The following is a 26,442-nucleotide window of genomic DNA, read 5'->3' as shown; positions in this document are numbered from 1 at the left end:
TATTTCCTCAAAAATACGGAATCATGGCCAATCAGGCAGAAGGTTTTGACGCTTTTAAATTAAATAAGCAACTGCTCAATGCGATTGCAGAGGCAGGCTATCAGCATCCGACTGGAGTGCAGGAAAAGGCCATCCCCCTGGCTTTGGCAGGCCATGACGTATTGGGAATCGCTCAGACGGGCACTGGGAAAACCGCTGCTTATGTGTTACCGATTTTGATGAAGGTGAAATACGCGCAAGGAACTTGGCCACGGGCTTTGGTGCTGGCGCCTACCCGCGAACTGGTGATGCAGATTGAGGAGGTTTTTCATCAGTTGGGAAAATATACCGACTTGAGGATCGTATCACTCTATGGCGGGATAGGCCCCAAAACTCAGATCGAACAGGTGACAGCCGGGGTGGACATTATCATTTCTACACCTGGGCGTTTTCTGGATTTGTATAAAAAAGGGGTGATTTTAACCAAGGAACTGAAAACCATGGTGCTCGACGAAGCGGACAAAATGATGGATATGGGGTTTATGCCTCAAATCCGATCTGTATTGGAAGTGATTCCGGTCAAGCGCCAAAACTTGCTTTTTTCTGCCACATTTGCCCCTCGGGTGGATGGTTTGGCGGCTGAGTTTTTGGAGTTTCCCGAGCGGGTGGAAGTGACACCTTCTGCGACTACCGCGGAAACCATTGCCCAAGTCAAGTATTTTGTGCCCAACATGCGGACAAAAATCAACTTGCTGGAACATCTACTCGAAAATGAAGAGATTAACCGGGCGATTATTTTTACCCGAAGCCGGAAAAATGCCGAGGAGGTTTCCAATTTTCTTATGAGAAAAAAAGTAGGGGAAGTGCGGGTGATTCACGCCAACAAAGGTCAAAATACCCGGATCAATTCCATGGAGGATTTTAAGGCAGGGGAAGTACGGATTTTGGTGGCCACCGATGTGGCTTCCCGTGGATTGGATGTGACGATGGTTTCCCATGTGATCAATTTTGACGTGCCGCTTATTTATGAGGATTATGTTCACCGGATCGGCCGAACGGGTCGGGCAGAGCATGAGGGAAAGGCGATTACCTTTATCAATCCTGCTGAAGTATGGCATTTTGAAAAAATCGAAGCCTTGATTCGAATGGATGTTCCTGAGTTGGGGATTCCCCAGCCGGTGACGATTACCGAGACGCCTTTCGGCGAAAAGCAGATTTATGCCCGTGAATTGGATAAATTGAAACAAAAGGAGAATCCGGACTACAAAGGAGCTTTTCATGAGAAGAAAGCGAAACCCAAGCGAAATATCGGGAAAGGTGAAAAAGTCAAAGCCAAGAAATCAGGCACCAAGAAAAACCGGAATCAGTTGAAGACGAAGAATCGAAAGAATTAATTAAAAAATATTTATAGCTGATAATCAGAAGGTTGAAATAACTAATATTTTTTTTCTTCTTTGAAATCATTTCCAAGTTTAGGAATTATATTTTAGTTTAAGTGATTAAAGATCAAGGGATTGGCCAATCATCGATTTTTCCCGGATTCAAAGCGGGTTCGGAAATCAATGTTTAACCTTAATAAAAAAATGAAAAAGACAATTTCAAAACTTGGAATTTTAGGATTGAGCCTTTTCGGTGCATTTTTTATGAATGTGTCAGAGATTGAAGCCCAAGTCATTGGAGGTGAAGAAGATGGCTGTCCAATGGTAATGATGGGAATGGAATTTCCTTGTAAAAGGATTTGGTGTTCTACCACTATGTCTATGTCTGGATGTGGGGGTGGTTATTCGACAAGCCAAGATTGCGATTCATGGGCGAATTGTTGATTATCCAGAAGCTAGAATCAAATAAATTAAATAATTAATTTAACAAGAAGCCGTCAGATTTGAATGACGGCTTCTTAATTAATGAAAATTATGAAAATTAACATTGGATTTTTTTTCTTTATAATTTTGGTTTCATGTTCAAAATCAAAAAACCATGGTAAGATTACTTTTGATAAAGATGAAATTAAGATTTCAATTACCTCAGAATACTTAAATTCCTATCAAGTACAATCGTCCTTTTCAAATGAAAAGAGTCTAATTCTAATAGGCTATAACGACAAAAGGCATAGCTTGGATTTTTTTAATCTGGGTCACGGAGAAGTTATGAAATCAAAAAAATTAGATTATGAGGGCCCAAATGGAATTGGAAAAATTGAGTCCCTCTATGCCCATTCTTCAGATTCCATTTTCGTCTATGAATTAGGTAAACTTCATCTATTGAATAGTGATTTGAGTATAAGTCAATCCTGGGATTTATTTCAGATTTATGGGGATTTGAATTTAGGGATTCCACAGTGTAATTTTTACTTCAAGTTATACTATGAAAGCAATCATAAATCCGTTTACTTTTTCATGAATCAAATGGGAGTGAGCCCTTTGGAAATAGCTAAGCTTCCGTTGATGACTTCTCTGAATTTGGAGACTAATGAAGTAAATGTACTACCCATTTATCATTCAGAATATTTTAAATCTGTTTCGGGCCAGGTAGGGTTTATGACCTATTTGGGCTTTTACGGGAAGCTTGACAATCAATTGATTTACAATTATCAGTATGAGTCTACGATGAATGGATTTCATTTGGATGAGGAAAAATTGCATGAAACTTTAAAGTCCAAGCTGCAGGTCGTGCCCAGTATTCCTCAAACCAACGATCCTCAAGCCTATGATCAGCATGCCATTGAAAACCCACATTATTTATCCCCAATCCCAGATCCTTGGAGAAACTTGATTTACAGTATTGTTTGGGATGGTCCAAGCGATGCTAATTCTTACAAAACCTATTTGGATAAAAGCCAAGTTCTGAGAGTCTTTAATAAAGATTTGGAGTTAATTCAAACTGTTCCTCTTCCTGATCGTACTTATCAAATTAACAATTGGTTTGTCAATGAAAATGGACTTTATCTCAATAAAGCTCACCCAGGTGATACTTTGTTGAAGGAGGATAATCTAGTTTTTGATGTCTATAAGTTCCAAGTTGATTCATAATGAACGTTTTAGGATTTTTATTGGGGGCACTATTTTTTCAATCTCAATGGATTAAGGTTCCATTAGATCATCAAAATCCTGAGTCCAGAAAGATTTCAATTGAATACATGTTAACTCGGCCTTTTGACCCTGATAAGAAGACCATCATTACTCATGATGATCCCTTTGATTACTATTTCGGGTTAGGAGACTTATTGCACTTACCATCTGAGGATTTTAATGTCATAAGAATTCATGGAAGATACTTTTCCTCGGATTTACAAGATTTTTTTGATGAGAATCCAGCAATCACTCTTGAAAATAATTACCGTTGGTTGAGTCGTTACCAGGTCATTCAGGATTTAGAATGGATACGAAAAGAGATTTTAGGAGAAAATCCTGCAATTCTATTGGGATTTGGAAGCAGTGCTGGACTTATTCATTATTATCTACATGAATACCCTAGCCATGTAGAAAAGGTGGTGAGTTTGAATCCTTTTTTGTTAGATATCCCAAAGAATTTAAGGTTTTGGAATTTGTTAGGAGGCTTTGAAGAATTAATAGATAACCAATCTTCTGAACTGGTTTTAAAATTCTCAACTAAATCTTCTGAGCCTTATTTTTTTCTTGATAAATCTATAAGAGATAGTTTGTTCTTAAAAAAATTCAATGAATTTAATCAAGATCAGAATTTGAATGAGCCAATTTTCAACTCTTTAGGATTTACTGTGAGGGCATTTGAGCATTTCATAGATATGGATAAAAAAAATCTTGGCCCATTAGGTGAATTTTTAAGTCAGACTTCATTAGAGTTGATGGAAGCCAGTTCCTTTGAAAAATCTAAAATTGAAGGAACAAACTATGATATGGGTAAAATGTATTCTTCAAAAATTATCATTATTGGAGGTGTTTATAATCTACTTCTCGATCCGAAATCTTTTGATATCATTGGAGAGTTTTATCCTAATTCCAATGTTTTTTTACTGAAGGACGGGTTTGGTTTTACGGAAACGCAAGGCGCTGGTATTTGGAAAGAATTGCTAATAACATTTTGTTCTGAAAATGTCCAGGATCAAGTTCAATTGTATCGTAGACTTCAACAATTGGATCTACTTTTTCAAGAGAAAAATTATAATTCGATTCGAGTAGGAAAATAAAAAAAAGGCCCTGAATGTTCAGAGCCTTTATTCTTTCATGTCTTATCGTTCTCCTCGGGTATTGGTTCCATTCACCCGGGTTCTGTTTTCTCGGTTGGCCAGATCCCATGCCGTATGGAAAATCAAATGTGCCCGCTTGGTCATCAGCGGAAACTCGATCTTGTCCACGGTATCGGTCACTTGATGGTAATCGTCATGCACCCCATTAAAGAAGAAAATGACAGGAATATTAAATTTTGCAAAATTGTAATGATCTGAACGGTAATAAAATCGATTCGGATCATCTTCTGCATCGTAGCGATAGTCCAAAATCAAATCCGTGTAGGTGATGTTGTTGTACTCATTGATTTTTTTCAAATCTGTCGATAGCATCTCCGAACCGATCACGTAAACATAGTCTTTGTTTTCTGCCTCTTGGTATTCGTAGTCAATCCGTCCTACCATGTCGATGTTGATGTTGTTCACCGTATTGGCAATGGGGAATATGGGATTTTCGGAATAGTGCTGAGAGCCCAAAAGTCCTTTTTCTTCACCGGTTACGTTTAGGAACAAAATAGATCGTCGAGGTCGATTTCCCTCCTTAGCCGCAGTGGCAAACGCTTCAGCAATTTCCATCACAGAGACTGTCCCAGAGCCATCATCATCGGCGCCGTTGAACACCTCACCGGTAGAGCTCACACCGACGTGATCGTAGTGCGAAGAAATGACCAAAACTTCGTCTTTTTTATCTGTTCCTTCCAGATAGCCCAGCACATTGTAAGCTTCAAGTTCAGTTTTTGATTTCACTACCTGATAGGTTGCTTTTTGAGGTTGGATGGACTCAGGGTTAGATTTAGCTGCTTCTTTTAGCTCTTCCACTGAGGTACCGAAAAGTTCGCCCATTTTATCAGAACTCACCATAAAAATGGGTCTTTGGCTAGTTGGGCTATCGAAACCTACACGACCACGACCCGAAAGGGTTTTGTATCGATTGGCAATCCGGTCAAAATTAGCCTGTCCTTCCATGCTGACAATCACTACCCCAGCTGCTCCGGCATCCATGACCGCATTCAGGAGATTATTGCTGCGTTCGCCCACCGCCCAAATACCGACGAGTTTGTCAGTCACATCTACTTTGGCTAGGTTTTCGTCGTTGACTAGTCCTAAAAACACCAAGTCGGTTTTGGCTTTCTTTTTCATGTCTCCGTCCCCGGTAAAGACAAAGTCTTCATTCTGCACCAGTTTGTTTCTGCCGATTTGCAGACTCACTTCCTCAAATTTAGAGCTAACCAAAGGGACCTGCTGAAAGTAGCTCCCATCTACCGGGCCAGTAAGTCCCAGTTCTTTGTAAAAATCTGCTAAATAATTCGCAGCAATCAATCCCTCTGGGGAACCGGTATCCCGGCCTTTCATTTCATCAGAGGCCAAGAACGTAAGATGCTCTTCCAAGTCCTCTGCTGTGATCGTGTTGGCGTATTTTACCTGCACTGGATTCTGTGCAAGCGTACCGAAGGAAAGCCCCAACGCCATCGCTCCAGTCAATACAAATCGTTTTTTCATAGGTTAAATTTTATTTTGATCGCTAAGCTATACATTTTTTCATCCCAGCCATAAACCGTTTACAGGAAAGGAGTGTTGAGAGGTTGAAATTGTAGGGGTTAAGGGAAAATTATCTTTCAATTAATTGTACCTTTGCCGCCAGAAATCACTAGGATTCTTAACCCAAATAGTCATTACCGCTTCCAAACAAATCGTATGAAGATTAACCTTTCGAATGCTGTCAAATTTGAGAGCAGACACAACGGCCCGACTGAGGCAGAGATTGCAGAGATGTTGGAGAAAATCGGCGCCAGTTCATTGGATGAATTAATCAACCAGACCGTCCCCGAATCCATACAATTAACTCGACCCTTGGACCTTCCCAAGGCCCAACTGGAGTCTGAGTTTATCAGCAGTTTTAAAAAACTGGCTGCTAAAAATAAAGTATTTAAATCATTCATCGGGCAGGGTTATTATGATACGATTGTACCGGGGGTGATTTTGAGAAATGTACTGGAAAATCCAGGCTGGTATACCGCCTATACTCCCTATCAGGCAGAGATTGCTCAGGGAAGATTGGAAGCGCTGATCAATTTCCAGACGGTGGTCATGGAATTGACTGGAATGGAGCTGGCCAATGCTTCATTGCTGGATGAGGGAACTGCTGCCGCGGAAGCGATGACCATGCTTCATGCGGTCAAACCAAGAGAGAAAAAGAATGCCAATAAATTTTTTGTAGATCACAAGATTTTCCCTCAAACCAAAGCCTTGCTGGAAACCAGAGCTGAGCCAGTGGGTATCGAATTGGTCTTTGGTTCAATCGCTGAGCTGGATGTTACTGACCCTGAACTTTACGGTATTTTGTTCCAATACCCAGATGCAGATGGTGCGGTAAGAGATTATTCAGCTATCGTGGCTGCGGCCAAAGAAAATAAGGTACTGACGGCTTTTGCTTCAGATCTCTTGGCATTGACACTTTTAACTCCTCCAGGAGAAATGGGAGCAGATGTAGTTGTCGGTTCTGCACAGCGATTTGGTGTGCCCATGGGATATGGTGGACCACATGCCGGTTTCTTTGCGACCAAAGAAGATTTCAAAAGACAAATTCCGGGAAGAATCATCGGAGTATCCATCGACCGAGCTGGAAACAAAGCCTACAGAATGGCCCTCCAAACCCGGGAGCAGCACATCAAGCGTGAAAAGGCCACTTCCAACATTTGTACTGCACAGGTATTGCTTGCGGTGATGTCCTCTTTCTATGCAGTCTATCACGGTCCCAAAGGCTTGAAGGATATCGCGTTGAGAACCCATGGCCTAGCTAAGTTGACTGCACAAGCACTCAAAAAAGTAGGTTTGGAAGTTGCAGAGCAGGATTTCTTCGATACCATTCAGATCAAAATGAATGAGGTGTCTCGGGAGCGAATCCGAGGATTAGCTTTGGGAGCGGAGATGAATTTCCGCTATGAGAGTGAGTCAGTTTTTATCACCTTCGACGAAACCAAAACCTTGGCTGACGTGGAGCAGATTGTATCGATTTTTGCAACTGAGGAGGGAAAACACACCCTCAATCTCGATGAATTGGTCCAAAATCTGGAGCTTTCATTTCCAGAATCTTTGGCTCGAACCTCCGACTATTTGACCCATCCGGTATTCAACAGCTACCATTCCGAGCATGAGATGCTTCGCTACATCAAGCGATTGGAAAACAAGGACCTTTCCTTGGTCCATTCCATGATTTCCTTGGGTAGCTGTACCATGAAATTGAACGCCACTGCCGAAATGATTCCGGTGACTTGGCCTGAATTTGGACAGATTCACCCTTTTGCTCCGATGGATCAGGCCTTGGGGTATCAGGAATTGTTCACGAACCTGAGAACCTGGTTGACTGAAATTACCGGTTTTGCTGACACTTCCTTACAGCCTAATTCAGGTGCGCAGGGAGAATACGCAGGATTGATGGTGATTCGAGCATATCACATTAACCGTGGGGAAGGACATCGAAATGTAGCTTTGATTCCCACTTCCGCTCATGGAACCAACCCTGCATCCGCTGTGATGGCAGGAATGAAAGTGGTTTTGGTCAAGTGTGACGAAAAAGGGAATATTGATGTGGCTGATTTGAAAGAAAAAGCTGAGGCAAATTCAGAAAATCTTTCTGCTTTGATGGTTACTTACCCATCCACGCATGGGGTATTTGAGGAGGCTATTCAGGAGATCTGTGAAATCATTCATCAGCACGGAGGTCAGGTCTACATGGATGGCGCCAACATGAATGCACAGGTAGGCTTGACTTCTCCAGGAAGAATCGGAGCGGATGTTTGCCACTTGAATTTGCATAAGACCTTCTGCATCCCTCACGGGGGAGGCGGACCGGGCATGGGACCGATTTGCGTAGCCGCTCATTTGGCACCTTTCCTCCCTGGCAATCCTTTGGTAAAAACTGGAGGAACACAGGCTGTCTCTTCAATCTCGTCTGCACCTTATGGCAGTGCGAGTATTTTGCCTATTTCCTATGCTTATATTGCGATGATGGGCGGTGACGGCTTAACCAATGCTACCAAAATGGCGATTTTGAATGCCAACTACATCAAAGAGCGCCTGGAAGGTCATTATCCTATCCTATATACCGGTACCAAAGGACGTGCAGCGCACGAAATGATTGTGGATTGCCGAGAATTCAAATCGGTAGGCGTGGAAGTAGAAGACATTGCCAAGCGATTGATGGATTATGGATTCCATGCGCCGACCGTATCCTTCCCTGTGGCCGGTACGATGATGATCGAGCCTACTGAATCGGAAACTAAGGCGGAATTGGATCGATTCTGTGATGCGATGATTTCAATTCGTGAGGAGATTCGTGAAGTCGAAAACGGGGTCGCAGATAAGGAAAACAATGTGCTGAAAAATGCGCCGCATACTGCGCAGATGGTTTTGATCGGAGAATGGGATTTGCCCTATTCTAGAGAAAAAGCCGTCTATCCATTGAGCACGGTGAAAGAGAATAAATTCTGGCCCACCGTAAGAAGAATTGATTCCGCTTACGGAGACCGAAATTTGGTTTGTAGCTGTATTCCAGTAGAGGAATATGCCAATCAAGAGGAAATGGCTTAATCGGAATGAAATCAAAAAAAAAGAGGTTAGTGGAAACGCTAACCTCTTTTTTTACGCAATCCCAAATTGCCTAAAATGATGGCTAAAATGTTTTTGGTGGAATTTTTCCCACTCCTCATGAGTCAAATATCCAAATCGGGGATGAATGGATTTGAAATCGGGTTTTTTCTCAAAAACCTCTTCGTATTCTTGAATGCTTTGAACTAGCTTTTCTTTGGCAGTATCCAAATCAGGAAATCGTAATTCGGTCAATTCCCCCTTGGAGTTGGGGGCTTGAACGCCTCTTGGGAATTCCATATCCGTATATATCAAGGCTTGCTTTTGCATCAGCTGCTTTTCATTCGGTTCAAATTCTGGAAGCTTGATCCTACCGCTCGATAGTTTCATGGTCACGGTCAGATGCTCCACCATGTGTTGAGGAGTCATGATGCCGAATTGGGCGGGAGTATCGGGATTTAAATGATTAAGTTGGGATTCAATCAACGAACTATCCATATCCATATCTTTAAAAGCTGAAGCTCTAAGATACAATTTTTGTTAAGAGCCATTGTAATTTCGATGTGCGGGCTGTTGAGGATTTTTTCTTTCCTTCCACTTATTTAATCCTTTTTCGATTTAGCCACCTATCGAACGAAATAAAAAAAGCATCTGAGAGACCCAGACGCTTTTTCCAATTGACGAACTCTAAAATTTAACTTCCGCACATTTCGCAGTCATCTGGATTGTCCAGAGAGCATTGCACGGCTTCTTGTTTGGTTGATTTTGCAGCAGCTTCTTCAGCCTTCGCTTTTTTATCTTGTGGTTCAAAACCGGTCTTGTCCAGCGTAAACTTGATCGCAGCAGCTGCAGCTTGAGATCTGAGGTAATACATGCCGGTTTTCAAGCCTTTTTTCCAAGCATAGAAGTGCATGGAAGTCAACTTGCCAAAATTTGGATCCTGAAGGAAGACATTCATACTTTGGGACTGGCAGATGTAGGCACCACGATCGGCCGCCATGTCGATGATGATTTTTTGAGAAATTTCCCAAACAGTCTTATACAGGTCTTTGATATTTTGAGGGATTCCCGGGATATTTTGAACCGATCCATTGGTAGAGATTAAGCGGTTACGCATGGTGTCATTCCACAATCCGAGTTTAATCAAATCCCGCATCAAGTGCTTATTGACGACGATGAATTCCCCTGAAAGTGTTCTTCGGGTATAAATATTGGAAGTGTAAGGCTCAAAGCATTCGTTGTTCCCTAGGATCTGAGAAGTAGAAGCGGTTGGCATGGGAGCGACTAGAAGCGAGTTTCTTAAGCCGTGCTTTTTCACTTGTTCCTTTAATTCTGACCAGTTCCATCTTCCAGACTTTGGAGTTACCCCCCACATATCAAATTGGAATTCGCCTTTGGATGCAGGCGATCCTTCATAGGTTTCGTAAGTACCTTCTACTTTGGCTAATTCCATGGAAGTCTCCATCGCTGCGTAATAGATGGTTTCGAAGATATCCTCGTTCAATCCTTTTGCTTCAGGAGAATCAAATGGCATACGAAGCAAAATAAAGGCATCTGCCAGTCCCTGTACACCAAGTCCGATTGGACGGTGACGGAAATTGGATCGACGCGCTTCCTCTACCGGATAGTAGTTGACATCAATGACTTTGTTAAGGTTTCGAGTGGCTACCTTGGTGATTTCATAGAGTTTCTGGTGGTCAAAGAACAATTTGCCATCGGGACCGGCAGTGACAAATTTTGGCAAGGCCAACGAGGCAAGGTTACACACGGCTACTTCATCTGGAGCAGTGTACTCGATGATTTCGGTACACAAATTGGAGGACTTAATCGTTCCCAAATTCTTCTGATTGGACTTTCCATTTGCGGCATCTTTATAGAGCATATAGGGAGTTCCCGTCTCGATTTGAGATTCCAACACTTCAAACCAGAGCTCCTGTGCTTTGATGGTCTCTCGAGCTTTTCCTTCCCGCTCGTATTTTTCGTATAACCTTTCGAATTCCTCTCCATGGCAATCTGAAAGACCAGGACATTCATTCGGGCAGAAAAGTGACCAAGTTTCGTTTTGCTCCACTCGCTTCATAAACAAATCCGGGATCCAGAGGGCGTAAAACAAATCTCTGGCGCGCATTTCTTCTTTTCCGTGGTTTCGCTTTAGCTCCAAGAAGTCCTTGATATCTGCATGCCAAGGCTCCAAATAGATCGCAAATGATCCTTTTCTTTTCCCACCGCCTTGATCCACGTAGCGAGCGGTCATATCAAAGTTTCTCAGCATCGGCACAATTCCGTTGGATACGCCATTGGTACCTTTGATGTAAGAACCTTTGGCTCGTACATGATGGATCGATAGTCCGATTCCGCCTGCTGACTGGGAGATTTTTGCACATTGCTTAAGCGTGTCATAAATCCCGTCAATGCTGTCATCTTTCATGGTCAAAAGGAAGCAGGATGAAAGCTGTGGTTTTGGAGTACCGGCATTGAAAAGCGTAGGGGTAGCATGCGTAAACCACTTTTCAGAAAGCAAATTATAGGTTTCAATTACTGAATCGATGTCCTCCTTGTGAATGCCTACAGCTACCCGCATCAGCATGTGCTGAGGACGCTCCACTACTTTGCCATCCAAACGGATCAAGTAGGATCGCTCCAACGTTTTGTAACCAAAGTAATCGTAACCAAAATCTCGTTTGTAATCAATTGCTGCATCAAGTTTGGCAGCGTTCTTTTTGATGATGCCATAGACTTCAGGATCTATCAACGCTGCATTTCCACCTGTAATAGGGTTGACATAGGTGTACAACCGCTTCATCGTATTTGAAAAAGACTGGCTAGTAGTTTTATGCAGGTTAGAGATCGCAATTCGCGCGGCAAGGATGGCATAATCGGGATGCTTCACCGTAAGGGATGCGCAAACTTCCGCTGCCAAATTATCCAGCTCTGAAGTAGTCACTCCATCGTATAGTCCGTCGATTACTTTTTTGGCAACCTCAATCGGTTGGATGAATTTGGGATCAAGTTCATAGCAAAGGTTTTCGATCCGGGTTGTGATTTTATCAAACCTGACCGATTCGCGTCTTCCGTCTCTTTTTATTACTAGCATAGCTTAACGAATTTGGATGGTTGTGGGAATTATTATTAAAAGTCTTCTCCCAAAGAGAAGCGCTGGGAATCTGTGGCAGGCTCGGTGGATTTCATCACACCGGCTTTTTGGTAATCACCGACTCGTTTTTCGAAGAAGTTGGTCTTTCCCTGAAGCGAAATCATATCCATAAAGTCAAATGGATTGGTACTGTTCCAGATTTTTTCGCAATCGAGCTCTACCAAAAGGCGATCGGCTACAAACTCAATGTATTGACACATCAGATCGGCATTCATTCCAATTAATCGAACCGGAAGTGCATCGGTAACAAATTCTTTTTCGATCTCCACCGCATCCCTGATGATAGCAGTGACAGTTTCCTTTGGAAGGGGGTTGACCACGTGCTTGGTGTAAAGATGACAGGCAAAGTCGCAGTGCAGCCCCTCGTCACGAGAGATTAGCTCATTGGAGAATGTCAGCCCTGGCATCAAGCCTCGTTTTTTCAACCAGAAAATGGAACAGAATGAACCGGAAAAGAAGATTCCTTCTACCGCTGCAAAGGCGATGAGGCGTTCTTGGAAGGAACCGTTGTCTATCCAACGAAGAGCCCAATCGGCTTTTTTCTTTACACAATCTATATGCTCGATGGCATTGAGTAATTTGTCTCGCTCAACAGCATCTTTGATGTAGGTGTCAATTAAAAGACTATAAGTCTCGGAATGGATGTTTTCCATGGCGATCTGGAATCCATAGAAAAACTTTGCTTCTGTGTATTGTACTTCAGATACAAAATGCTCGGCAAGATTTTCATTGACGATTCCGTCACTGGCTGCAAAAAAAGCAAGGACGTGGGAAATAAAATGCCGCTCCCCGTCATTCAAATTTTTCCAATCTCTCATATCCTGACCAAGGTCAATCTCCTCAGCAGTCCAAAAACTAGCTTCCGCTTTTTTATAAAACTGCCAGATGTCATTGTGCTGAATAGGGAATAAAACAAAGCGATTCTTGTTCTCTACTAAAATGGGTTCTTCTTGCATCGTTCTCTTTGGTTTATTTGGTTTCTTTTTAATAAGGTTGTTTTCAGGCACCTAGCTTCACATAAAACTGGCTGGGGATAGCAAAGGCTGCCTTATTCAGAACAGCCTATGAACAAATATGTGAACCAAATTCCAGAAAAAAAACCCTGGAAGCACGAAAAACGTTCATTTTTTGAACAAAGGTCAAAAATGTATAAAATATTTATAATCAATAAAATAACAGTATTGGTATAAATCAATAAATTAGCTGAAACAGTCATTTTAGGCAGGGTAAACTTTTTTGAGAAAAGTTGAAAAAACTTTTTTTACCAAAATTCAAGCTCTTTTTTGAACCTGAGTCAAAAAAGTTTGAGTCCTTTTTTTTGAAATAAACGACTGAAAATCAGCTATGAAATACAGTGCTATCCCAGATTACGCCTGTTGATCAATCGATTAAAATCTCAACTAATCTTGAGTAGATCCAGCTTTAGTGGGAGTAATTTTCCCTTGAAAGAACCTGAGATAGAGTTAAAAATTTAAGACTGTCTCGAGCGAATTTTCCAAAATAGCGTTGAATTTTTAAATTGTGGGATGCCAAAAACAGGTAAAGGGTTGAAATATGACCACTTAAGCCTATGATAATTTTGGCACTCTGTTTTTTTCTTCTAAATCTCTTCCTTATATTTGCACTCCGATTTTGACAAAGAATCTATAAAAAAACACATGTACGCAATTGTAAACATCGCTGGAAAGCAGTTCAAAGTAACAAAAGATCAGTTCGTCTATGCCCCAAAGCTGGACTTGGAAACTGGCGCTTCCGTGGAATTTGACCAAGTACTATTAGCTGAGGCTGATGGGAATGTGTCTGTAGGTGCACCTGTGCTCGAAGGTGCAAAGGTATCCGGCAAGGTGCTGGATCATTTAAAAGGTGACAAAGTGATTATTTTCAAAAAGAAGCGAAGAAAAGGCTACAAGAAGAAAAATGGTCACCGACAAGATTTCACTAAAGTATTGATTGAAAATATTTCACTGTAAGTTTTCATTCTGAAAACCATAAACGAATAAAACCATGGCACACAAAAAAGGTGTAGGTAGCTCCAAAAACGGTAGAGAGTCACATTCCAAAAGATTGGGAGTGAAGAAATTTGGCGGTGAGCAAGTGATCGCCGGAAATATTATAGTAAGACAAAGAGGCACTAAGCACCATGCAGGTAACAATGTAGGGGTGGGTAAAGATCATACGTTATTTGCTTTATCTGACGGAGTAGTGACCTTCAAGAAGAGATTTGATGGGAAGTCATATGTGAGTGTTTTGCCTGCTGAGGCATAAACTTTACCTATAAAATAGTAGAGGGCGTTCGAAAGATCGCCCTTTTTTTTTGCGAAAAACCTAGGAGTTTTTACCTCAAATGTAATTTCGATTTTTATTCTGTGCGATTTGAATCATATTGACCTTTATACCTTCCAAATATTCCCACTAGCCATGAAATTGCATTTACCCCTTCTCTTCTTTCTGTTTTGTTTTGATACTTTTGCCCAGGAAAAACCACTACAACTCGAAGACTACTCCCGCTGGTCTAGAATCAGCTCACCGGAAGTGTCTCCCAATGGAGATTGGTTTGCTTATGCTTTACGCCCAAATGGTGGAGATGATACGCTTCATATTTTATCAGTTAAAAATCAACAAGTCGAAACCATCCCAAATGGCTTTTCCCCTACTTTTTCTGCTGAGGGTAATTATGTCGCCTACTTAACCAAGCCAGGGGAAGAAGAAGCTGATAAATTGAGAAAAGCCAAAAAGTCGGTCCCTCAATCGGCAACAGTAAAATCGCTCAGCGGAGATCATCAGTATGTCATCGAAAATGCGGATAGATTGGCGTTTTCCAATGATGGGGCCTACTGGGCTGTGCTCAAGGAGAAGGTAGAAGGAGCCAAAGGGGCGGATTTGATTCTATACAATTTAGCAAAAAAGCAGGCCATGTCAATTGGGAATGTATCCGATTTTGCATTTAACCAGAAGAGCTCTCATTTGGCTTATACTGTCGATGCCGCTGACCAGGCAGGTAATGGTCTTTACCTTTTGGCTTTAAGTACCAAAAATACTACTCTGCTAGATGGAGACAAATCAACTTATCAACAGCTTACCTGGGATGATGCTCAGGCAAAAAAAGAGGAGCGGAACGCAAAAGGAAATCAAGTAGCTGTGCTCAAGGGGAATCAGGTGGATTCACTCTGGCAACAGCCCAATGAATTAGTGGTTTTTTATGACCTTAATCGAGAACCTAAGCAAGCGAATCTTTCCGGCAAATCAGCTGGTTTTCCGGTTGATTTTGTGATCAGTGACAAAGGAGATTTGAGTTTTTCTGATGACGGGAGATCGATATTTTTTGGGATCAAAGAACAGGAAGAGAAAATCAAAATGAGTAAGGATACCCTTGCCAATGTAGATGTCTGGCATTGGAAGGATCCCTTTATTCAATCGGTCCAGATTGTTCGTGCAAATCGGGATAAGAATTTTACTTACACGTCAGCCTTTCATTTTCAGGATGGAAGTTTTAAGCAACTGGCCGATGAAAACATGCGGACGATACTAGACTCCAAGCATCCAAACTATAGATTGGGGCGAGATGAAACTCCCTATCTCAATGATGTAAACTGGGGGATTTCTCCTGCCGATCTTTATCGTGTAGATATCAAAACAGCAGCGAAAAAGGTTATTGCAGACCAAGTCAATCGGACTTTGGGATATTCTCCTGACGGGAGATATTATTTGTACCAAAAAGACACATCGCTGATTGTTTATGATTTTGACAGAGATCAAACTACCAACATCTCCTCCAAGGCCCCAGTAGTCTTTATGAATTTGGAGCATCCTTATCCCCATGAAAAGCCGCCATTTGGTGTGGCAGGTTGGACCAAAGATGGTAGCTATGTGATTGTCAATCATAAATATGATCTTTGGATGCTGGCCTTGGATGGATCTGAAGCCACAAATCTTACTAAAATCGGAGATCAAGAAGAAATCAGATTTCGATGGGTCAATCTTGACCGGGAAGAAGAATGGATTGATACCGAAGAACCAATTCTGTTATCGGCCTACGGGGAATGGACCAAAAAGGAGGGATTTTATGAAGTAGAACTTGGGAAAAATCCTACTCCATTGGCCTATGAGGACATGAGCTTTGGAAATCCCATGAAAGCAGAAAATTCTAGTCAGGTATTTTTCACCAAACAGACCTTTGAGGAATTTCCAGATTACTATGTGTCCGCTTCTGATTTTAAAAATCACATCAAACTCACTGATGCCAATCCGCAGCAGTCCGAATATGCCTGGGGGAAGCGAAAGTTAGTAGCGTTTACGGATAGCCGGGGCAATAAATTGCAGGGGACGATGACTCTTCCTGCAGGATATGAAGAAGGAAAAGCCTACCCGACTTTATTTTACTTTTATGAGAAAATGTCTGAACGGCATCATCACTATTCCATGCCGGTGTATGACGACAGGCCACATTTCTCGACCTATGCAAGTAACGGATACCTGATTTTCATGCCTGATATTGTCTTCGAAGAAGGAAAGCCGGGAACGAGTTCCTTGGATGTGATCACCTCGGCAGCCCAAGAACTGATCAAACTGGGCTATGCGGATGAGGAGCGAATTGGCTTGCAAGGTCATAGCTGGGGAGGATATCAAACTTCGTTTATTTTGACTCAAACTGATATGTTCCGCTGCATCGTGACCGGGGCACCTCCCACTAATTTGGAGAGCTTTTACAACAATATCTATGGAAGCTCGGGTACCGTTCACCATGGGATCATGGAGATTGGACAGGTTAGAATGGGACGGGGAGTCACGCCTTGGACACACCGGGAGATTTATCAGCGCGAAAACCCCATGCACCATGTGCCGAATATCAAGACACCATTTATGATTCTTCACGGCACCAAAGACGGGGCGGTGGATTGGTCTCAGGGCTTGGAGTTTTTCAACGCCGCCAGAAGAAATGGGAAAGAAGTTATTTTTCTTTCCTACCCCAACGAAGGCCATCACCTTGGCAATGAGGCCAATCAAAAAGATTTTCAGAAAAGAATGAAGGCCTATTTCGATCATTATTTGATGGATAAGCCTGCTCCCGACTGGATGGTAAAGGGAGTTCCTCATTTGGAAAAACTGTATGAAAAAGCGGATTGATTTTTATCAAGCAAAAATCCAAAGCGATTTTCAGCTGAATAGTTAGGCTGAATTAAAAAGTAATGAGTAATTTCTAATTCAATCAACCACCAATTATACGATGAGAAAATTAGTACTTCTCGGAATAATTCCAATGCTGTTAGTTGCCTTGGTTATTCCAAAAGCCAAAGCTCAAAGCGTACCCGATCCGGAAGTTTATAAAGCGTTAGAATGGAGGCTGGTCGGCCCCTTTCGCGGCGGGCGATCCGATGGTGTCACCGGGGTAGCAGGCTCTGATCATTCCTATTACTTCGCTTCCACTGGAGGAGGCGTTTGGAAAACTGTAGATTCGGGCCAAACCTGGAAATCCGTCTCTGATGGATTTTTTGGAGGATCAATAGGTGCGGTGGCCGTTTCCGAAAGTGATACTGCTGTGGTCTATGCAGGTGGAGGGGAAAAAACCGTAAGGGGAAATGTTTCCTTTGGCTATGGAGTCTGGAAATCTGCAGATGCCGGTAAAACCTGGGAAAGGGCTGGACTGGACAAAAGCCGTTTTGTCTCTCGTCTTCGGATTCATCCCGAAGATCCCAATACAGTTTATGCGGCTGTTTTGGGGGATATTTTTAAGCCAGACCAAACCCGCGGGGTATACAAAACCACCGATGGAGGCAAAAATTGGGAACAAGTACTTTTCGTGGATGATCAATCCGGGGCAGTGGATTTGATCTTGGATCCAACCAATCCGGATGTGCTTTATGCGACCACTTGGGAGCTGAAGCGAACACCGTATTCCTTGGAAAGTGGTGGTCCAGGTTCCAAAATGTTTAAATCTACCGATGGAGGAGAGAACTGGGAAGATTTGACCGAAAAGGAAGGGTTTCCACAAGGACTTTTGGGCATCATGGGGATAACCGTTTCCCCGGTAAATTCTGATAGACTTTATGCCATCATTGAAAATGAAAATGGAGGTGTATTCACCTCAAAAAATGGGGGTGAAACTTGGGAGAAAACCAATGAGGATCGGAGTCTCCGTCAGCGTGCTTGGTATTACACAAGAATCTATGCCGATACCCAAGATGAGGAGACCGTTTATGTGCTCAATGTAAGTTATCACAAGTCCACCGATGGCGGTAAAACATTTAAGGGGGCCAACGCCCCCCATGGAGATCACCATGACTTGTGGATTGATCCTCAAAACAATCAGCGAATGATTATCGCGGATGATGGCGGTGCTCAAATTTCTGAAGATGGAGGAAAGAATTGGTCGTCGATGATGAATCAACCTACCGCTCAATTTTATCGGGTGACGACGGATAATTCTTTTCCCTATCGAATCTATGGAGCACAACAGGATAACTCTACGATGAGAATTCGTCATCGAATTGATGGAAGGGGAGGGATCAGTGAAAGCGATTGGGAACCTACAGCAGGAGGGGAGAGTGGCTGGATAGCTCCTGACCCAACTGATAATGATATTGTATACGGTGGATCATATGGTGGCTACCTCACCCGAGTGGATCATAAGAATGATATTACGCGATCAGTAAATGTTTGGCCAAATAATCCCATGGGCCATGGCGCTGAAGATATGAAATACCGCTTCCAGTGGAATTTCCCAATCTTCTTTTCTCCGCACAATCCAAAAATGCTCTATACGACATCCAATCGCTTCCACCGATCAACCAATGAGGGTCAGAGTTGGGAAGTATTCTCTCCGGATCTGACCAGAAATGACCAAAGTAAACTTGGCCCATCCGGCGGACCGATCACCAAGGACAATACCTCAGTGGAATATTATGCCACGATTTTTACCGCTGCTGAATCTCCAGTCAAAGCCGGTGTCATTTGGGCGGGTTCCGATGACGGTTTGGTACACGTGACCCTTAACAATGGTGTCAGTTGGCAAAATGTTACCCCCACGGAAATGCCTGAATGGCTACAGATTAACAGTATTGAAGCAAGCCCATTTGATCCGGCTGAGGCATATTTTGCCGCTACCGGATACAAAAGCGGGAATTATGAACCCTATCTCTACAAGACCAAAGATTACGGAAAAACTTGGACCAAAATCACCAATGGTATTGATTCCGAGCACTTCACTCGGGTGGTTAGGGCTGATCCTGAGAAACGGGGAATGCTTTATGCTGGAACGGAAACAGGAATGTATTATTCTAAGGATGATGGGGCTTCTTGGCATTCGCTTCAGATGAATTTACCGATTGTGCCAATTACAGATTTGACAATTAAGGAGAATAACCTCATCGCGGCAACTCAGGGGAGATCATTTTGGATTATTGATGATTTAACGGTGCTTCATCAGGCCGAACCTGGAATGGAGGACAAGGGGCTTCACTTATTTAAGCCTCAGGATTCTTACCGAATCGATGGAATTAGAAGAAAGTCCCTGACCCAGGGAACGAATAGACCGGGTGGTGTTTTAGTGTATTATTTTATTAAAGAAGAGCCTAAAGAAGAAATGAAGATTGAGTTTTTGGATGATCAAGACCGAATTCTCAGAACCTTCTCCACGGCAGGCTATAATGGGGATACGCTAAAAGTAAAGAAGGGAAGTAATGAATTTAATTGGAACCTGCGAGTGGAAGATGCCGAAGGGTTTGATGGATTGATCATGTGGGCAGCTAATTTGAGAGGACCCAAAGTAGTTCCGGGAACCTACCAAGTGAGAATGACGCTGGATGGCGAAACGCAGGTTCAAGAGTTCAAGGTTTTGGCTGATCCGCGATATCCATCGACTCAAGCGGACTTGGAGGAGCAGTTTGAATTTTTGATGAATGTGAACAGAAAGCTGACTGAAACTCATCAAACGATTAAGTTGATTCGCCAGTATCGGGCGGAGTTGGATAGCTTAAAGAAGAAGACCAAAGCAATTGAAAAAGTCCAAGCTGAAATGAAGGCTATCGAGGAGACGCTTTATCAGACCAAAAATCGAAGTGGCCAGGATCCGCTTAACTTCCCCATTCGACTCAATAATAAATTGGCTCACTTAAATTCTGTAGTAGGAAATGGGGACTTCAAACCCACTGATCAGGCTGAGGAAGTCAGGACTGAATTAACAGAACTCATCGACGTTCAATTGGCAAAATTTAAAAAGCTGGAGCAAGAAGAAATATCAAAACTGCTCAATATCGAAGAATTGAAAACGAAACTGGATATTAAAAAATAAAAGAATTAGGCCTCTGGGATAACCGGAGGCCTTTTTTTAGCTCTTGAATAATTGGTAAAGTGGTAAACGGGTGGGAGTTTTTTGGGTTAAAACAATCTAAAATCCTTAATCTGCTCGATAAAAACCCCTCCACTTTCTGGGGAGATGACTAGGATAAAAATGATCCCAAACAAAGCGCCGTATAGATGAGCATCATGATTAATTCCATCGTTGTCTTGCCTTCCTTTGGTGTAAGAATAAATTAAAAAGAGCGCACCAAGAATAAATCCAGGCAGGCATATAATCCCAAAAAGACAAATATCAGCCAAGGGCATAATGATGATGCTAGAAAAAACGGTAGCGGCTGTGCCACCTGATGCCCCTAAAGCCCGATAGTAGCTATTGTCCTGATTTTTAAGGTAAGTGGGAATATCGGCGATAATAATTCCCAGAAGGTAAAAGACGATAAAAACCAATCCACCGGTGAGTACTCCAAAATGATACGCTAAAAATTGCTCAACTACTTTACCGAAGAAGTAAAAAGTAAACATGTTGAAAAGCAAGTGGATGTAATCTTTGTGGATCAACCCAGAAAGTATAAACCGGTCCCATTGATTTCTTCGTTTGATTTGATAGGGTGTAAACATCCAGCGTTCGATAAAACGCGAATTGTTAAAACCGATTAAACTGGTGATCACGGTTAGGATGATCACCAGGGTAGTGATGGAAAGAGTCATGCTTATTTTTCTCTATGGACGAGATCTTGAGTGATCGAAAGTAAAGTCTCGTGATAATCAAGGTTTTTGAAGGAAATGGACTCAAATTGATGAAATCCCTTGCTGAAATAGAAGTTCATTTTCTCTTCAGTGAGTTTCCGGATTCCGAGCTTTTCATACAAAGCGGTGACGGCATTGACCTTTTCGGTTTTGTCAAACTCCTTTAACGAAAGCCAAAAATTTAATTTCTCGAGATCCTCTCCTTTGGCAGCTTCGAGCGCTTTGATCAGTAGGAAAGTCTTTTTGTTGGAAATGATATCTCCACCAACCTGTTTTCCGAATTTGGACTGATCGGCAAAGACATCGAGTAGGTCATCCTTGAGCTGAAAACCGATCCCGATATTGACACCAAATTCATACAAAAGCTGACTGTCTCGGGAAGTGGCTCCAGCCAGAATAGCTCCCAATTGGAGCGCATGACCAAGAAGAACGGCTGTTTTGAGCCGGATCATGTTAATGTACTCACTTTCTTTAACGGCGGCCAAACTTTCAAAATTCATATCCAATTGCTGACCTTCGCAGACTTCAGCTGCGGTTTGATTAAAGCGGCGGATAATCTCGGGAAGGTATGTGGGATCCGATTTCAGCAATAAATCATAGGCCCTGACCAGCATGACATCTCCTGAAAGAATGGCCACATTGGGATTCCATTTTTCATGCACCGTCGCTTTGCCTCTACGGAGAGGAGCCTCATCCATGATGTCATCGTGCATCAGGGTGAAATTGTGAAATACCTCAATTGCCGCTGCAGGGCCTAGGATTTTTTCAGGTTCATTTTGATACAGACCATAGGATAGCAAAGCCAAAAGGGGACGAATTCGTTTTCCTCCAAGGCTGAGAATGTATCTGATGGGTTGATAAAGTTCTTTGGGTGAATCTCCAAAATTTTCTTCCGCCAGGAAGTTTTCTAGTTTAGTTAAAAGCTCGTGAGCCGGACTTTTTTTCGTCATTGTCTGCAAATTCCAAATCGATTGTTCTTCGGTCAATATCGGTGTTAACTACCCTGACCATCACTTTGTCTCCCAAAGTGATCATTTTTTTTGATCGGGATCCAATCAAGCGCATATTTTTCTCATCAAATTCGTAGTAATCGTCCGTCATATCCTGTACTCTGATCATTCCCTCGCATTTAGTTTCGGTGATCTCGACAAAGACTCCCCATTCGGTGACTCCAGAGACGATTCCTTCGTAATCTTTTACTTCTGCCAAGGCCATGTATTCAACCTGTTTGTATTTGATAGAGGCTCTTTCAGCATCTGCGGCACGCTTTTCTCGCTCGGATGAATGCACGCATTTTTGTTCCCAGGACTCTGGATCAGGGGATTTCCCTCCTTCAAGATAATGCTCCAGTAAGCGATGCACCATCATATCAGGATACCGTCTAATCGGGGAGGTAAAGTGGGTATAATGCGCAAAAGCCAACCCAAAGTGGCCTTTAGGTTCGGTCGTATATTTTGCCTTGGCCATACTTCGAATAGCGAGCTGCTCGAGGACATTTTGTTCTGGTTTCCCCTGGATCTCATCCATAAGTTTATTTAACCCTGCAGAAATCTTACTTTCCCCGATTTCAATTTGGTGGCCAAAGCGCTTGGCGAAATTAGAAAAGGTTTCGAGTTTTTCAGGATCTGGGGAGTCGTGCGTACGGTAAACAAAGGTGTCTGCTCCGCTTCTTTTTTTGAAAATAAATTCAGCTACGTACTTATTGGCCAAAAGCATAAACTCCTCGATCATCTTGTGGATGTCTTTTCGCTCTTTGATCATCAGACCTAAGGGTGTCCCTTTTTCATCGAGTTTGAACTTGACTTCTACGGTTTCAAAATTCACCGCTCCGTGATCAAACCGTTTTTTTCGAATCTTTTTTGCCAAGTCATTTAAGGTAGTGAGCTCCTTAAAAAAGTCTCCGGATTGCTTGTCGATATTATCTTGAGCCTCTTCGTAAGCAAATCTCCGATCAGAATGAATGATTGTCCTTCCAATCCAGTGGTTGTGGATTTTGGCTTGATCGTCAATTTCAAAAACACAGGCAAAGGTTAGTTTATCTTCCTTTGGGCGTAGGGAGCAAAGACCATTACTCAACCGCTCGGGTAGCATGGGGATTGTCCGATCCACCAAATACACTGAGGTTGCTCGATTGTACGCTTCTTTCTCCAGTTCGGTTTTAGGCTTGACGTAGTGAGTGACATCAGCGATGTGGACGCCCACTTCAAGGTTGCCATTTTCGAGTTTCCGAAAGGAAATCGCATCATCAAAGTCCTTAGCATCTACCGGGTCGATCGTGAAGGTGGTGACCTCACGAAAATCTCTGCGAGCCTGAATTTCTTTCTTCGAGATTTCCTCTGAAATAGCATTTGCTTCCTGATCGGGTTGCTCAGGATATTCGAATGGTAGCCCAAATTCGGCCATGATGGAGTGAATTTCCACTTCGTGAAGTCCAGCTTTTCCCAATACTCGAGTAACTTTCCCCGTGGGGTTTTTATCCCCTTCTCGCCATTCGGTGAGTTTGACAATAACTTTTTCGTTGTGCTCAGCTCCCATCAGGTCCCCTCGATGCACAAAGATGTCTTTATGCATTTTTTTGAAATCAGGCACCACGAAAGCAAATCTCGGAGAGATTTCTACCCGACCGACAAATTCATCCCGATCACGCTGGAGGATTTCGAGGACTTTTCCTTCGAGGCGTCCTGTCCGTCCTTTCTGAGGGTAGACCATAATGCGTACGCGGTCTCCGTCTAGGGCCTGCTTCAGATCGCTTTCCTTGACCAAAATATCCCCCTCTGTAGCTTTTGGATCATCTGGTATGACATAGGCAAATCGGGGATTCACATTATCTATGGTTCCAGTGATGAATCCGGGCTCTTGGTTTGAGGAAAAATAATTTCGTGGAGTTTTAGAAATCGATCCGTTTTCAGCCAATTGATGCAAGGTAGGTTCTACGGCTCCCTTGGTCAAAGAATCTCTGATTTCTAGCTTTTTGATAATATGTTTGGCATTGAATTCTTGACCATAGTTATTGTTCAAAAATTGTAAGACTCGACGAGCAAGTGATGCTGCATCAGTTTGTTTATTGCCTTTTGGGCGGTTGGATTTTTTCCGGTTGGATTTTCTTCCCATAATTTGGGTGGTTGAGTGGTTTAAGGTAAAAAGATTGTGGTCTGTACCCTTTATTTTTTATGTTCTTTTTTTAATTCTTCAAGGTGGATGACTTCAATTTCCATTTCGTCAAGCTGTGGATGCATAGCCAAATAAACTCGGGCGGTAACTTCTACATCACCGATACAATATTTTTTGATTTTTTCTAGGTCATTTTCCAAATGAAAAGTAGCATTGACCTGACTGCCATCTAACTCATCCTTGGATGATGGAATCCCAAAAACTGAGGCAAGTAATTCGAGTCGGGTAAAATGCTTGTAATCCCCAAATTTCCATAACTCTAGGGTGTCCAGATGTCGGACTTCCCAAGGTTTTTTCCCCGCAAATTGAAGGGGTTCAGGCAGGGGAACTCCGTGAATTAACATCCGACGACAGAGGTAGGGAAAATCAAACGCTTTCCCATTATGGGCACAAAGTATCCATTTATTCTTACTTAATAAGTCAGAAAAGTCCAACAAAAGTTCCCGCTCGTCTGCGGCTGAGAAAACTTTGGAGCGGAAGATCAACTTTTTATCTTTCTTTTTCCATTGAAAGTAGCCCACTCCAATACAAATAACCTGTCCAAATTCCGCATGGATTCCTGCTTGATCAAAGTAAAGCGAACCTGGTTCAATTTTACCTTCTGCTTGGGTTTTGATCAGCCGTTCTTTTTTGATCCATTCATCCCGAAGTCGCTCATTGAGTTCCTCAAACTTTGGCGTCAAAGAAGCCGTTTCGATATCCAAAAAGAGAATGTCTCCAAGTTGCTCAAAAAAGTCATTCATGGTTTTTTGTTAACTATGTAAGACCCCTTCGAGTCCTAGTTCGGGGATGACTTGTCGCAGTGAGGGGTCAAAACTGCCAGGAGTAAAGATAAACTTTTTGTCAAAAATCTGATCCATAATGTAGTAACTCACCCAAAACTCATTGTTCAAGGTGAAAACGGCTGGGTCTATGGGTTCTACTTTGGCTACGCACTGGGGACCGAGCTCCTCGATCAGATGTCGAAGGGTGGAGGTTTTTCGTTTTTCTCCGTTGATTTCCCCGTAGCCACGAGAGGTAATCATGACGGTTTTCAGCTCGATTAGGTTGAGGTTGATGAGGTATACTGCCCATTGAGAATCCGAGCCCACATCTTCTTTGGCAATCGCTAATTTCACTCCTGTGACAGGGGAAAAGTCAATGTCTTTTTTCATTCGCTTACCGTTGTTTTTCAATAGTCATATGGAGCCTTGCAGCACTTTTTTTCTTGCCAGTGTGTAACTTTTCAGTTTTGGTCGAATGGATGGATCAACTCCTTTGAGTTGACTCAATAAATTCCATTTCAAACAGTCTGCCCAGGTGATTTTTTAACCGGGATTTGGCAGTCGCTTCATCCACAGGATGGCCAAGTTCCAGATGAAGGGAAGTGACGGCTTTGTCGTCGATGCCGCAGGGGATGATGTGTCCAAAATAGCCGATATCTGCATTGAGATTAAAAGCAAAACCGTGCATGGTCACCCATCGGCTGGATTTGACGCCCATTGCGCAGATTTTTCGTGGATTTTCCTGCTTGATAGGATCCAGCCAAACTCCTGTCAATCCGTCAATTCGACCAGCTTCTACCCCATAATCCGCTAAAGTCAGTATAATGGCTTCCTCGAGCAGGCGAAGGTATTTGTGAATATCAGTGAAGAAATTATCCAAATCCAAAATCGGATAGCCGACTAGCTGTCCGGGTCCGTGATAGGTGATGTCTCCTCCACGGTTGATTTTGTAATAGGTAGCCTGGTGGGTTTTTAGCCCGGCTTCATCGAGCAATAGATTCTCTTCTTTTCCGCTTTTGCCCAAAGTATATACATGGGGATGCTCTACAAATAATAAGTAATTTGGAGTGGGGACTTGTTCCTCTGGCGGCAGTTTTCGATTCTCAATCTTAAGGTTGACGGTCTCGCTAAAGAGGTTTTCCTGGTAATCCCAAGCCTGTTGATAATCCATTTGGCCCAAATCTCGGAATTCTACTTTCTTATTGATAATTTCATTCATCTGCAGCACATCAGGTGATTTGATATCAACTCCTGACTTGTTGAATTCGTTCTTCTATTTTTCAAAAATAAACATTATTCCTCGACGGCAGAGCATAATGAGATGGGTAAAAAAGTGGAATAAAAGGCAGTGAAATAGATGTAGGGAGAAAGGTAAGGATTAATCCAGACAAATTTCTGAACAAAACAGGGCGAAATTGACTTGTTCGTGAAGTATCCTGGTCTGCTTTTTTGTAAAAAAGAAATAGCCACGGGGAACTGGGTTTATTGGGGTATTGGAATTTACGGCTTCTTGAAACTAGATGCTTACCCTCAAAACAGTT

General features: G+C 42.6%; 19 protein-coding genes. 9 read left to right on the top strand and 10 right to left on the bottom strand.

Annotated features, from left to right (window positions below):
- Nucleotides 1-23 precede the first annotated feature (23 nt).
- The 4 genes from Q0L00_RS12535 to Q0L00_RS12520 all read left to right on the top strand — a co-directional run bounded on the left by Q0L00_RS12535 (nucleotide 24) and on the right by Q0L00_RS12520 (nucleotide 4,144).
- A complete protein-coding gene (locus Q0L00_RS12535; protein WP_297337227.1) occupies nucleotides 24-1,373 on the top strand; it encodes a DEAD/DEAH box helicase in 1,350 nt (449 codons plus the stop codon).
- Nucleotides 1,374-1,562: 189 nt separating this feature from the next.
- Nucleotides 1,563-1,802 carry a hypothetical protein gene (locus Q0L00_RS12530; RefSeq protein WP_297337226.1) on the top strand — a complete coding sequence of 80 codons (240 nt, stop codon included), beginning with the start codon at nucleotides 1,563-1,565 and terminating at the stop codon, nucleotides 1,800-1,802.
- A gap of 81 nt (nucleotides 1,803-1,883) precedes the next feature.
- Nucleotides 1,884-3,008 carry a DUF4221 family protein gene (locus tag Q0L00_RS12525; RefSeq protein ID WP_363318545.1) on the top strand — a complete coding sequence of 375 codons (1,125 nt, stop codon included), beginning with the start codon at nucleotides 1,884-1,886 and terminating at the stop codon, nucleotides 3,006-3,008.
- Nucleotides 3,008-4,144, top strand: coding sequence for a hypothetical protein (locus tag Q0L00_RS12520; protein WP_297337224.1), 1,137 nt, complete (start codon nucleotides 3,008-3,010; stop codon nucleotides 4,142-4,144). Before Q0L00_RS12525 ends, Q0L00_RS12520 begins: the two co-directional genes overlap by 1 nt.
- A 42-nt stretch (nucleotides 4,145-4,186) precedes the next feature.
- Here the strand turns inward: Q0L00_RS12520 and Q0L00_RS12515 are convergent, their stop codons facing one another.
- Nucleotides 4,187-5,683, bottom strand: a complete 1,497-nt coding sequence (locus Q0L00_RS12515) for a M28 family peptidase (protein ID WP_297337223.1) — start codon at nucleotides 5,681-5,683, stop codon at nucleotides 4,187-4,189.
- A gap of 195 nt (nucleotides 5,684-5,878) precedes the next feature.
- Between Q0L00_RS12515 and gcvP the strand changes: the two genes are divergently transcribed.
- Nucleotides 5,879-8,773, top strand: coding sequence for an aminomethyl-transferring glycine dehydrogenase (gcvP, locus tag Q0L00_RS12510; RefSeq protein ID WP_297337222.1), 2,895 nt, complete (start codon nucleotides 5,879-5,881; stop codon nucleotides 8,771-8,773).
- 51 nt (nucleotides 8,774-8,824) lie between these two features.
- Here gcvP and Q0L00_RS12505 read toward each other — a convergent pair whose 3' ends face one another.
- The 3 genes from Q0L00_RS12505 to Q0L00_RS12495 form a co-directional block, all read right to left on the bottom strand.
- Nucleotides 8,825-9,304 carry a DUF1569 domain-containing protein gene (locus Q0L00_RS12505; RefSeq protein WP_297337221.1) on the bottom strand — a complete coding sequence of 160 codons (480 nt, stop codon included), beginning with the start codon at nucleotides 9,302-9,304 and terminating at the stop codon, nucleotides 8,825-8,827.
- Between the two features lie 160 nt (nucleotides 9,305-9,464).
- The gene (locus tag Q0L00_RS12500) at nucleotides 9,465-11,864 is read right to left on the bottom strand and encodes a ribonucleoside-diphosphate reductase subunit alpha (RefSeq protein WP_297337220.1); all 2,400 of its coding nucleotides are present in this window, start codon (nucleotides 11,862-11,864) and stop codon (nucleotides 9,465-9,467) included.
- Nucleotides 11,865-11,899: 35 nt separating this feature from the next.
- On the bottom strand, nucleotides 11,900-12,880 hold the full coding sequence (locus Q0L00_RS12495) for a ribonucleoside-diphosphate reductase small subunit (RefSeq protein ID WP_297337219.1): 981 nt from the start codon (nucleotides 12,878-12,880) through the stop codon (nucleotides 11,900-11,902).
- Between the two features lie 702 nt (nucleotides 12,881-13,582).
- On the opposite strand from Q0L00_RS12495, the gene rplU reads away from it, so the two are divergent.
- The 4 genes from rplU to Q0L00_RS12475 all read left to right on the top strand — a co-directional run bounded on the left by rplU (nucleotide 13,583) and on the right by Q0L00_RS12475 (nucleotide 20,211).
- On the top strand, nucleotides 13,583-13,894 hold the full coding sequence (gene rplU, locus Q0L00_RS12490) for a 50S ribosomal protein L21 (protein ID WP_297337218.1): 312 nt from the start codon (nucleotides 13,583-13,585) through the stop codon (nucleotides 13,892-13,894).
- Nucleotides 13,895-13,928: 34 nt separating this feature from the next.
- On the top strand, nucleotides 13,929-14,189 hold the full coding sequence (rpmA, locus tag Q0L00_RS12485; RefSeq protein WP_297337217.1) for a 50S ribosomal protein L27: 261 nt from the start codon (nucleotides 13,929-13,931) through the stop codon (nucleotides 14,187-14,189).
- 153 nt (nucleotides 14,190-14,342) lie between these two features.
- Nucleotides 14,343-17,048 carry a prolyl oligopeptidase family serine peptidase gene (locus Q0L00_RS12480; protein WP_297337216.1) on the top strand — a complete coding sequence of 902 codons (2,706 nt, stop codon included), beginning with the start codon at nucleotides 14,343-14,345 and terminating at the stop codon, nucleotides 17,046-17,048.
- A gap of 100 nt (nucleotides 17,049-17,148) precedes the next feature.
- Nucleotides 17,149-20,211 (top strand): glycosyl hydrolase, encoded by a 3,063-nt coding sequence (locus tag Q0L00_RS12475; RefSeq protein ID WP_297337215.1) that lies wholly within the window; start codon nucleotides 17,149-17,151, stop codon nucleotides 20,209-20,211.
- An 86-nt stretch (nucleotides 20,212-20,297) separates the two neighbouring features.
- On the opposite strand, the gene Q0L00_RS12470 is transcribed toward Q0L00_RS12475, so the two are convergent.
- The 6 genes from Q0L00_RS12470 to lipB form a co-directional block, all read right to left on the bottom strand.
- Nucleotides 20,298-20,927 (bottom strand): rhomboid family intramembrane serine protease, encoded by a 630-nt coding sequence (locus Q0L00_RS12470; RefSeq protein ID WP_297337214.1) that lies wholly within the window; start codon nucleotides 20,925-20,927, stop codon nucleotides 20,298-20,300.
- 2 nt (nucleotides 20,928-20,929) lie between these two features.
- A complete protein-coding gene (locus Q0L00_RS12465; RefSeq protein ID WP_297337213.1) occupies nucleotides 20,930-21,916 on the bottom strand; it encodes a polyprenyl synthetase family protein in 987 nt (328 codons plus the stop codon).
- On the bottom strand, nucleotides 21,879-24,077 hold the full coding sequence (rnr, locus tag Q0L00_RS12460) for a ribonuclease R (RefSeq protein ID WP_297337212.1): 2,199 nt from the start codon (nucleotides 24,075-24,077) through the stop codon (nucleotides 21,879-21,881). Before rnr ends, Q0L00_RS12465 begins: the two co-directional genes overlap by 38 nt.
- A 50-nt stretch (nucleotides 24,078-24,127) precedes the next feature.
- The gene (locus Q0L00_RS12455) at nucleotides 24,128-24,880 is read right to left on the bottom strand and encodes a 3'-5' exonuclease (protein ID WP_297337211.1); all 753 of its coding nucleotides are present in this window, start codon (nucleotides 24,878-24,880) and stop codon (nucleotides 24,128-24,130) included.
- A 9-nt stretch (nucleotides 24,881-24,889) separates the two neighbouring features.
- Nucleotides 24,890-25,291, bottom strand: coding sequence for a hypothetical protein (locus Q0L00_RS12450; protein WP_297337210.1), 402 nt, complete (start codon nucleotides 25,289-25,291; stop codon nucleotides 24,890-24,892).
- 94 nt (nucleotides 25,292-25,385) lie between these two features.
- Entirely contained in the window at nucleotides 25,386-26,120 is a 735-nt protein-coding gene (gene lipB, locus Q0L00_RS12445) for a lipoyl(octanoyl) transferase LipB (protein ID WP_297337209.1), read from the bottom strand.
- Nucleotides 26,121-26,442: the final 322 nt, after the last annotated feature.

This window comes from Algoriphagus sp. (assembly GCF_024305035.1).
Classification (GTDB): domain Bacteria; phylum Bacteroidota; class Bacteroidia; order Cytophagales; family Cyclobacteriaceae; genus Algoriphagus.
This window is presented reverse-complemented; position numbering and strand designations above follow the sequence as displayed.

What these genes read in the sequence shown, in the direction of transcription:
- rplU (WP_297337218.1), top strand. Translation starts at nt 13,583, where the DNA reads ATGTACGCAATTGTAAACATCGCTGGAAAGCAGTTCAAAGTAACAAAA.
- Q0L00_RS12525 (WP_363318545.1), top strand. Translation starts at nt 1,884, where the DNA reads ATGAAAATTATGAAAATTAACATTGGATTTTTTTTCTTTATAATTTTG.
- Q0L00_RS12495 (WP_297337219.1), bottom strand. Translation starts at nt 12,880, where the DNA reads ATGCAAGAAGAACCCATTTTAGTAGAGAACAAGAATCGCTTTGTTTTA.
- Q0L00_RS12535 (WP_297337227.1), top strand. Translation starts at nt 24, where the DNA reads ATGGCCAATCAGGCAGAAGGTTTTGACGCTTTTAAATTAAATAAGCAA.
- Q0L00_RS12455 (WP_297337211.1), bottom strand. Translation starts at nt 24,880, where the DNA reads ATGAATGACTTTTTTGAGCAACTTGGAGACATTCTCTTTTTGGATATC.
- rpmA (WP_297337217.1), top strand. Translation starts at nt 13,929, where the DNA reads ATGGCACACAAAAAAGGTGTAGGTAGCTCCAAAAACGGTAGAGAGTCA.
- Q0L00_RS12465 (WP_297337213.1), bottom strand. Translation starts at nt 21,916, where the DNA reads ATGACGAAAAAAAGTCCGGCTCACGAGCTTTTAACTAAACTAGAAAAC.
- Q0L00_RS12470 (WP_297337214.1), bottom strand. Translation starts at nt 20,927, where the DNA reads ATGACTCTTTCCATCACTACCCTGGTGATCATCCTAACCGTGATCACC.
- rnr (WP_297337212.1), bottom strand. Translation starts at nt 24,077, where the DNA reads ATGGGAAGAAAATCCAACCGGAAAAAATCCAACCGCCCAAAAGGCAAT.
- Q0L00_RS12480 (WP_297337216.1), top strand. Translation starts at nt 14,343, where the DNA reads ATGAAATTGCATTTACCCCTTCTCTTCTTTCTGTTTTGTTTTGATACT.
- lipB (WP_297337209.1), bottom strand. Translation starts at nt 26,120, where the DNA reads ATGAATGAAATTATCAATAAGAAAGTAGAATTCCGAGATTTGGGCCAA.
- Q0L00_RS12475 (WP_297337215.1), top strand. Translation starts at nt 17,149, where the DNA reads ATGAGAAAATTAGTACTTCTCGGAATAATTCCAATGCTGTTAGTTGCC.
- Q0L00_RS12450 (WP_297337210.1), bottom strand. Translation starts at nt 25,291, where the DNA reads ATGAAAAAAGACATTGACTTTTCCCCTGTCACAGGAGTGAAATTAGCG.
- Q0L00_RS12520 (WP_297337224.1), top strand. Translation starts at nt 3,008, where the DNA reads ATGAACGTTTTAGGATTTTTATTGGGGGCACTATTTTTTCAATCTCAA.
- Q0L00_RS12530 (WP_297337226.1), top strand. Translation starts at nt 1,563, where the DNA reads ATGAAAAAGACAATTTCAAAACTTGGAATTTTAGGATTGAGCCTTTTC.
- Q0L00_RS12500 (WP_297337220.1), bottom strand. Translation starts at nt 11,864, where the DNA reads ATGCTAGTAATAAAAAGAGACGGAAGACGCGAATCGGTCAGGTTTGAT.
- Q0L00_RS12515 (WP_297337223.1), bottom strand. Translation starts at nt 5,683, where the DNA reads ATGAAAAAACGATTTGTATTGACTGGAGCGATGGCGTTGGGGCTTTCC.
- gcvP (WP_297337222.1), top strand. Translation starts at nt 5,879, where the DNA reads ATGAAGATTAACCTTTCGAATGCTGTCAAATTTGAGAGCAGACACAAC.